We start from the raw sequence: 9,445 nt of genomic DNA on the forward strand, positions 1-9,445 counted from the left end.
AAATCCAACTATACAAGAACATATATATTCTAAAAAGCAAAAAAAAGAAGCTGTCTAGTTTTGAGACAGCTTCTTTTATATTAAAAACTATATTGTTGATATGCTACTATCGTCACTTCGAGTGATTTTCATTTTAAAAAAAAGAAAATAGTATCGAGAAGTTAGACGAATTTATATTTCCTCTTAGTTCTCGATAAAATTCTTATCAGAATCACTCAAACTGACAAAATATATCTAATGAGCCTCTAACCAATTGGCACCAACACCAACTTCGGCAATCAACGGAACATCCATTTGCATCGCAGCTTCCATTGTTGATTTAATTAATTCAGAAACTTTTTCGATTTCATCTTTAGGTACATCAAAAATTAACTCATCATGCACTTGTAAAATCATTTTGGTTTGGTAATTTTTCTTTAATTCTTTTTGAATTTGAATCATCGCCATTTTTACAATATCCGCAGCAGTTCCCTGTATCGGTGCATTAACAGCATTTCTTTCTGCATGCGAGCGTACCACAGCATTTCTTGAGTTGATATCTTTCAAATAACGACGACGTCCCATCAATGTTTCTACAAAACCTTGATCGCGCGCAACCTCCACTTGTTTTTCGATATACGCTTTCAATGTTGGATAAGTTTCGTAATAAGCATCAATCAAAACTTTCGCTTCTTTACGCGAAATATTCGCTTGTTCTGCCAAACCAAAAGCCGAAACACCATAAATAATTCCAAAGTTTACAGTTTTCGCTTGACTACGTTGTTCACGAGTAACCTCATCTAATGCGACGTTAAATACTTTTGCTGCTGTAGATGCGTGAATATCTTCTCCTTGTTTGAAAGCTTCTACCATTGCAGGATCTTTTGACATTTGCGCAATCAAACGCAATTCGATCTGAGAATAATCGGCAGAAATAATCACATGATTTTCATCTCTCGCCACAAAAGCTTTACGAATTTGTTGTCCTTCTTCCGAACGAATCGGAATGTTTTGTAAATTCGGATTTACAGAAGACAAACGTCCTGTAGCTGCCACAGTTTGCGCATACGTTGTATGCACGCGACCCGTTTTTGGATTCACCAATTCTGGCAGCGCATCAATATAAGTTGATTTTAATTTTTGTAATTGACGATACTCTAAAATATCCTTAATAATTGGATGTTTATCTTTCAGTTTCGATAAGATCTCTTCTCCAGTTGCATATTGTCCAGTTTTGGTTTTCTTTGCTTTTGGATCTAATTTTAACTTATCGAACAATATTTCTCCTAATTGTTTTGGCGAATTAAGATTAAACTCTTCTCCTGCATCTTGGTGAATTTTTGTTTCTAATTCCCTTAATTTCGCTTCATGCTTTACAGAAAGTTCTTTCAAAAATGGAACATCTAAATTCACACCTTCCAATTCCATATCAGCCAAAACTTGCATCAACGGCATTTCAAGATCAGTGAACAATTTGTGTGTATTCGCTTTGATTAATTCTGGTTCGAAAAGATTTTTCAATTGATTCGTAATATCCGAATCTTCTACACCATATTCTGTTTGCTCCATCAACGGAACATCACGAAAATTCTTTTGATTTTTCCCTTTTTTTCCAATCAAGCTTTCGATTGAAACAGGTTGATAGCTCAAATAGGTTTCCGACAACACATCCATGTTATGACGCATATCTGGATTAATCAAATAATGTGCAATCATCGTATCAAAATTTTGACCATTTACAACAATGTCATATTTGTCTAAAACTTTGATATCATATTTTAAATTTTGACCAATTTTCGAAATAGTTTCGTCCTCAAAGAAAGGTTTAAATTCATTGATAATCGTTTTTGTTTCTTCAAAATCAGTAGAAAAAGGTATATAATATCCTTTTCCTTTTTCCCAAGAAAACGAAATTCCGACTAATTCTGCTTCCAATGCATCCAGTGAAGTCGTTTCTGTATCGAATGTCACTTCTTTTTGTTTCAGAATATTTCGCAACAAAATTTCACGACCTTTTTTTGTATCGATCAATTGATACAAATGATTGGTTGTTGAAATATCTGTGAATGCTGAATTTTGAGGAACAATTTCTTCATCCGAAGTAAAATCAAATAAGGATTGTTGTGCAGATTGATTAGAGTTTTCTTGACTTGCAAATGATATTTCTTCCTGTGCTTCCTTGATTATTCCAGATGTATCCAATCCATAAATTCTATAGACTGTTTCTAACATTCTACGGAATTCTAACTCTGTAAAAAGTTCAGTTATTTTTTCTATATCTGGCGGACAAACGGTTAAATCTTCTTCATCAAATTCAATTGGTGCATCCGTCAAAATTGTCGCTAATTTTTTGGAAAGAATTCCAAGTTCTTTATTTTCTTCAATTTTTTCTTTGGCTTTCCCTTTTAGTTTATCTGTATTCGCTAAAAGATTTTCCATCGATCCAAATTCTTTCAAATATTTACTTGCTGTTTTAGCTCCAACACCTGGTAATCCTGGAATGTTATCAACTGCATCACCCATCATTCCAAGATAATCAATCACTTGACTTGGGCTATCAATATCAAATTTTTCTTTGACTTCTTCTATTCCCCAAATCTCAACTCCTTTACCGTTTGCTGCAGGTCGGTACATTTTAATCTTATCTGTAACCAATTGTGCAAAATCCTTATCAGGCGTTACCATATAAGTTGTAAAACCTTCTTTCTCGGCTTTCTGTGCTAACGTCCCAATTACATCATCTGCTTCGTAACCTTGCGCATATAAAACAGGAATACAAAGTGCCTTTAATATTTCTTGAATATAAGGTACCGCATCTCTAATCGCTTCGGGTGTTTCATCACGATTTGCTTTATAATCTGCATAATCTACCGTACGTACAGTTGCTTCACCTACATCAAAAACAACGGCTAAATGTGTTGGTTGCTCACGACGAATAACATCGAACAATGAATTGGTAAATCCCATAATTGCTGATGTATTGAAACCTTTGGAATTGATTCGTGGATTTTTGATAAATGCGTAATAACCTCTAAAAATTAAGGCATAGGCATCTAACAAAAAAAGTCTTTTATCTAATTGATTCATTTAATAAGTTTTAAGTATTACGCCTAACGTTTTACGTTCAACGATATTTTAATAAAAAAAACGTAGAACTTATCACGCACTACGTAAAACTAAAATTTAATATTCTGGTGCTAATTCGATCACCAAGCCATCCATTTCATCCGATAAATGTAACTGACAACCCAATCTTGAGTTTTCTTTTACATTAAAAGCTTCTGCTAACATTGCATCTTCATCTGGATTCATTTCTGGTAAAGAAATTTCTGGAGTTAAAACATAACATTGACATGAAGCACACATCGCCATTCCTCCACAAACGCCGATAGTTCCTTCTGGTGCTAATTCGTAAGCACGAACTAACTCCATTATATTCATATTCATATCTGTTGGTGCATCCACTTCGTGCGAAACACCTTCTCTGTCTATAATTGTTATTTTTATGTCTGCCATAATAGTTCTTTCAAGTAATACAAAAATACGGATTGTTTATCTTGAAAAAAAGAATATGCCTCATTGGTTAATATTTAATAATAATTTTAAATAAGTTTTGTTACGAAATCCGTATTTTGTCTACTAATTCTATAAAATTTTAAAAAATGAATGCACACGAAATAGATTATAAAATATATGGCGAAGAAATGCAATTCGTCGAAATTGAATTAGATCCACAAGAAACTGTTGTAGCTGAAGCAGGTAGTTTTATGATGATGGATGATGGCGTAAAAATGGAAACTATATTTGGTGATGGTTCGCAACAAAGTGGCGGAATTTTCGGAAAATTATTGAATGCTGGAAAACGTATGTTAACTGGAGAAGGTTTGTTTATGACGTCTTATACCAACTATGGACAAGGAAAAAAGAAAGCTTCCTTTGCTGCACCATACCCAGGAAAAATTGTTCCGATTGATCTACCAGAAGTAAATGGTAAATTTATATGTCAGAAAGATGCTTTTCTTTGCGCGGCAAAAGGTGTTTCGGTTGGAATAGAATTCAACAAAAAATTAGGAACTGGTCTTTTTGGTGGCGAAGGATTTATCATGCAAAAGTTAGAAGGTGATGGAATGGCTTTTATTCATGCTGGAGGAACATTATATCGTCGTGTTTTACAAGCAGGAGAAGTTCTGAAAGTAGACACGGGTTGTATTGTAGGTTTTGAACAATCTGTACATTATGACATCGAATTTGTAGGCGGAATCAAGAATACTTTTTTTGGAGGAGAAGGTGTTTTCTTTGCAACATTAAGAGGTCCTGGAGTCGTCTATATTCAATCGTTACCTTTCAGTCGTTTGGCTGATCGTATTATCGCTCATGCACCTTCTGCAGGTGGTTCTTCTCAAGGAGAAGGTTCTATTCTTGGAGGTTTAGGAAGATTAATTGACGGTGATTAAATCAACTATTTATTAAACAGCTTACTAAATAATTTTCAACGTGAAACTCATTTTTTTAATACAATATTTTTCTCATCATTATTTAATTTTTCACTAACTTTAATTAAATTAAAGTTCAGTTGAATAAATGCTTATTATTTATCATTCTTTTTTGTTCAAATTTAGTTTTTGGCCAAAATATAGTGTCATTTAGCAATGATCAATATAACGGAATTAATGGAGTTGTATTTTCTCCAACCAATTCCTACTTCAATCCAAATAAATGGGATGTAAATATTATTTCTGAGGATATTTTATTCAGAAATGATTACGCTTACATATCCGATCAAAATGTATTAGGTTTAATAAAAGGTGAAACAAAATCAGCCAATATCAAAGCTGGAATAAGAGGAGAAACACATTCTAACATTTTAGATTTCACAACTAAAAATACTATTTCTTATCATTTAGAAAATGACATTATGGGACCTTCCGTTTCTTTTAAAAAGAGAATTAATAATCAAACATTTCGATTTGGTATTTTTACTCGGCTTCGTACACAAGGTTCTATTAAAGATTTAGATAATTATTTTCGTTTTAGTAATCAAAATGAAATAGAACCAAAAAATTATGCGTTTGAACCTACAAATACAAATGCAATGAATTGGGCTGAATTAGGCGTAAATGTTGCGACAAATTTATACACAACAAACACTTCTGAAGTAATTATTGGTGCAAATATTAAATATCTTTTAGGTTTAGACGGCGCATATATCAAAAGTAAAAATGCAATAAAACTTGAAGCAGAACCAACTATAACAAGTACAACTGACAATCCTGATGCAGATATTTATGCTTCGAATTATGACATAGAAGCAGGATATTCAACTAACTATGATTTTGATCGCGATAAATACATTCTTCGCAATAGAGGAAATGGAATAGGAATAGATTTAGGAATTGCATTTGTGAATAGAAGAATAAATGACGAACTATATGATTTTAAATTTTCTGTCAATTTATTAGATGTTGGTTTGGTGAAATTCAGAGGCGACAACCATCATTTCTACAATCCTTCGCAAATAGTTCAACTTCGTAACAATCCAAATTTAGATAGAGTTGATTTTGAAAGCATTGATCAATATTTAGGCATTTTGAGCAAAGAGGTTTATGGTGATGAAACACAATCTAAAACGGGAAATAATTTTTCAATCGGTTTACCAACGAGTTTACATCTTAATTTAAGTAAAAAAATCATCGAAAATCATTATTGGAATATCAATTGGATACAACGAGTTCCTGTATTTGAAAATAGTTTGAAAAGAACAAATGTTTTGCAAACGTCTTATACCATACAAAAAGATGGTTTTGGAATAGGTCCTTCTCTTTCTATCTATGATTACGAGAATGTAACCTTTGGTGGTTATGTAAGAATTGGACCGCTAATTTTGGGAAGTGACAATGCAATTCCAATCGTTTTTAAGCAGAAAAAATTGAATGCTGCCAACTTTTATTTTGGATTAAAATTTTATCCTTTTTGGGATAATGAAGCTAAAAGACGAAGTAGAGAAGAATGTTTTTGTGATTAATAAAAAAACCTTCTACACGATGTGTAAAAGGTTTAAAAAATATTTCTATAAAATTTTTATTTCATTTAATCAATTGCTTTAACAACTGCTTTTTCGGCTTCTTTACGTGTTCCGTCAAAACCATCTACACCAGAAACTGTTGTGTATTTTAACACAAATTTTTTACCTGGATTCATTCGATTGTAAACAGATTGACACATTAAAGTTGCTTCGTGGAAACCACATAAAATTAATTTCAATTTTCCTGGATAGGTATTAACGTCACCAATCGCATAAATTCCTTCGATATTTGTTTGATAATCTAATGCATTATTTACTTTGATCGCATTTTTCTCAATCTCCAATCCCCAATTCGCAATCGGTCCTAATTTTGGAGAAAGTCCAAATAATGGAATAAAATAATCTGTTTCAATTTCAAAAGTTTCACCTTCTTTTTCGATTACCAAATTTTCTACTTTTCCATCACCTTTTATTCCAGTAATTTCAGCAGGAGTTATTAGATTAATTTTACCCGCTTTTTTCAATTCAATAACCTTATCAACAGAATCTAATGCTCCACGGAATTCATTACGTCTGTGAACTAAAGTTACTTCTGCAGCAACATCAGCCAAGAAAATCGACCAATCCAAAGCAGAATCTCCTCCACCTGCAATCACAATTTTTTTGTCGCGAAACAATTCAGGAGTTTTTACAAAATACTCAACACCTTTCTCTTCATAGTCTGCAATGTTTTCAATCATTGGTTTACGAGGCTCAAAAGAACCTAATCCCCCAGCAATTGCAACCGCTTTTCCGTGAACTTGTGTTCCTTTATTAGTCGTCACAATGAACGTTCCGTCTTCTTGCTTATCAATTGTCGTTGCTTGCTCATTCAAAGTAAAGCCTGGCTCAAATTGTTTAATTTGCTCCATCAAATTATCAATCAATTCACCTGCACCAACAGAAGGATAACCAGGAATATCAAAAATTGGTTTCTTAGGATACAATTCCGTTAATTGTCCTCCTGGTTGAGGAAGTGCATCAATAATATGACATCTCATTTTTAATAAACCTGCTTCGAAAACGGCAAAAAGCCCTGTAGGACCAGCCCCGATGATAACTATATCTGTTTGAATCATTTTTTAAGATTTTATTTAGAACGCTACTAAATTGAATGCAAATTTAATGAATTTGAATAGATTAATCGATGATTATCATCAGAAGTCTAATAATATTTAATGAAAATAAAAAAGACAAATTCAATTGTGAATTTGTCTTTGAAGTTGTAGCGAAGAGCAGAATCGAACTGCCGACCTCAGGGTTATGAATCCTGCGCTCTAACCATCTGAGCTACCTCGCCTTGTTTTTGGTGGTGCAAATATAAGAGGTTATTTTCGATTAAAACAAATCTTTTTTGAAATATTTTTAATAAAAAGTAGCATAAACAGGCTAATTAATTGAAATATTGAATGTTGTTTTCGTAATTATTTTAATAATATTTTGATTCATAAAAAATCCCCAAGAAAAACTTGAGGATTTTGGTGTTTATTTCAATTTTAATTTACGCTAAAGCATTTTTGATGCGTGTCATTGCTTCTCTCAATTCATCAACAGATGCTGCATACGACATACGTATACAATTTTTCGATCCGAAAGCAGAACCCGAAACAACTGCAACCTGTGCATGTTCTAATAAATATAATGCTAAATCATCTGCATTGTTTATTGTTACGCCTTTATAGGTATTTCCGAAAGTTGCTGTCACATCTGGAAACAAATAAAAAGCTCCTTTTGGCTCGTTTACTTTAAATGTAGGAATTTCTTTTGCCCAACCTAACATCAATTCTCGACGCTCTGCAAAAGCTTCAACCATATATTGAACAGCGCTTGGATCTGCTTCTAAAGCTGTAATCGCCGCACGTTGTGCAATAGAATTTGCTCCTGAAGTTACTTGACCTTGTAAGGTTTCGCAGGCTTTAGCCAACCAAGCTGGCGCTCCTATGAAACCAATTCTCCAACCTGTCATTGCAAATGCTTTTGCTAAACCATTTACAGTTACGGTTTGATTATATATTTCTGGAAAAGATGCAATCGAAACATTTTTCTCTCCATAAACAATGTGTTCATAAATTTCATCCGAAATTATAATTACATCTGGATATTTCGCTAAAACCTCAGCCAAACCTTTTAATTCCTCTTTTGTATAAACAGATCCTGAAGGATTACATGGAGAAGAATAGATAATAGCTCGCGTTTTATCTGTAATTGCGGCTTCTAATTGCGTTGGTGTAATTTTGAAATCAGCTTCTAAAGCGCCTTCTACAAAGACTGGTGTACCACCTGATAACTCGACAATATCAGAATAAGAAACCCAATAAGGTGTTGGAATAATCACTTCCATTCCCTCGTCTACAATCGCTTGCAATACATTATAAATAGATTGTTTCGCACCTGTAGAAACAACGATTTGATTAGGAGAATAGTCGATGTTATTATCACGCTTAAATTTCTTACAAATCGTTTCCTTCAAATCTGCATATCCAGCAATTGGAGGATAACCTGAATAATTTTCATCGATTGCCTTTTTTGCCGCATCCTTGATAAAATCTGGCGTATTGAAATCTGGTTCTCCAATACTTAAACTAATCACATCAATTCCCTGTGATTTTAATTCTCTTGCTTTTGCAGACATTGCAATTGTTGCAGATGGTTTCAAATTTTGTAAACGCTTTGAAAGTTGCATAATATTTGTGAGTTATTTGTAGTGTAACAATTTAATAATGCGAAGATACTTTATTCTCCGTATAATTTTGTTACTTTTAATCATTAAAAATCGATAATAAAACAAAAAATTATGGCTCAAATTACATTTAAAGGAAATCCAATTCATACGGGAGGAAGTTTACCAACAGTTGGTGAAAAAGCTCCAACTTTTGCTTTAACAGCTGGTGATTTAAGTGAAAAAACATTGGCTGATTACGCTGGAAAAAATGTTGTTTTAAATATTTTTCCAAGTGTTGACACTGGAGTTTGTGCACAATCTGTACGAACATTTAATCAAGAAGTTTCTTCTGCTCCAAATACGGTTGTTTTGTGTATTTCGAAAGATTTACCATTCGCTTTATCTCGTTTTTGTGCTGCCGAAGGCTTAGAGAATGTTGAAACATTATCTGATTTCAAAAATGAAGAATTCGCAAATGCTTATGGTGTAAAAATGGTAGACGGACCGTTAAATGGTTTATTATCTCGTGCTGTTGTAGTTGTTAATCCAAATGGAGAAATAGCCTATACTGAACAAGTACCAGAAATTGGTCAAGAACCAGATTATCAACAGGCATTGGCAGCAATTAAATAATCAAAATACTTATAAACAAAAAGCGTTACTTTCTACACTGCCCCCAAAAAGTTAGACACTTTTGGGGGCATTTTTTATGACAAGAAAAGTAAAATATGATGTAGCATTTA

7 protein-coding genes and 1 tRNA gene are annotated in these 9,445 nt (G+C 33.1%); 3 read left to right on the forward strand and 5 right to left on the reverse strand.

Going from position 1 to position 9,445, the window contains the following annotated elements; translation table 11 throughout:
- Window positions 1–234: 234 nt before the first annotated feature.
- Complete coding sequence (polA, locus tag IF125_RS13855; protein ID WP_225542886.1) at window positions 235–3,066, reverse strand: DNA polymerase I; 2,832 nt, start codon at window positions 3,064–3,066, stop codon at window positions 235–237.
- 96 nt (window positions 3,067–3,162) lie between these two features.
- The gene (locus tag IF125_RS13860) at window positions 3,163–3,495 is read right to left on the reverse strand and encodes a 2Fe-2S iron-sulfur cluster-binding family protein (RefSeq protein WP_171621814.1); all 333 of its coding nucleotides are present in this window, start codon (window positions 3,493–3,495) and stop codon (window positions 3,163–3,165) included.
- Between the two features lie 146 nt (window positions 3,496–3,641).
- Between IF125_RS13860 and IF125_RS13865 the strand changes: the two genes are divergently transcribed.
- Together IF125_RS13865 and IF125_RS13870 are read left to right on the forward strand one after the other, a co-directional pair.
- On the forward strand, window positions 3,642–4,433 hold the full coding sequence (locus IF125_RS13865; protein WP_171621813.1) for a TIGR00266 family protein: 792 nt from the start codon (window positions 3,642–3,644) through the stop codon (window positions 4,431–4,433).
- A gap of 182 nt (window positions 4,434–4,615) precedes the next feature.
- The gene (locus IF125_RS13870) at window positions 4,616–6,001 is read left to right on the forward strand and encodes a DUF5723 family protein (protein ID WP_225542887.1); all 1,386 of its coding nucleotides are present in this window, start codon (window positions 4,616–4,618) and stop codon (window positions 5,999–6,001) included.
- 65 nt (window positions 6,002–6,066) lie between these two features.
- On the opposite strand, the gene IF125_RS13875 is transcribed toward IF125_RS13870, so the two are convergent.
- From IF125_RS13875 to IF125_RS13885, 3 genes are all read right to left on the reverse strand, one after another.
- Entirely contained in the window at window positions 6,067–7,119 is a 1,053-nt protein-coding gene (locus IF125_RS13875) for an NAD(P)/FAD-dependent oxidoreductase (RefSeq protein ID WP_171621811.1), read from the reverse strand.
- Between the two features lie 147 nt (window positions 7,120–7,266).
- Window positions 7,267–7,340: transfer RNA gene (locus IF125_RS13880), tRNA-Met, on the reverse strand.
- A gap of 201 nt (window positions 7,341–7,541) precedes the next feature.
- A complete protein-coding gene (locus IF125_RS13885; protein ID WP_225542888.1) occupies window positions 7,542–8,723 on the reverse strand; it encodes a pyridoxal phosphate-dependent aminotransferase in 1,182 nt (393 codons plus the stop codon).
- Between the two features lie 111 nt (window positions 8,724–8,834).
- Here IF125_RS13885 and tpx point away from each other — a divergent pair, with 111 nt between their 5' ends.
- A complete protein-coding gene (tpx, locus tag IF125_RS13890; protein WP_171621809.1) occupies window positions 8,835–9,335 on the forward strand; it encodes a thiol peroxidase in 501 nt (166 codons plus the stop codon).
- Window positions 9,336–9,445: the final 110 nt, after the last annotated feature.

Source organism: Empedobacter stercoris (assembly GCF_020281205.1).
Taxonomy (GTDB): Bacteria; Bacteroidota; Bacteroidia; order Flavobacteriales; family Weeksellaceae; genus Empedobacter; species Empedobacter stercoris.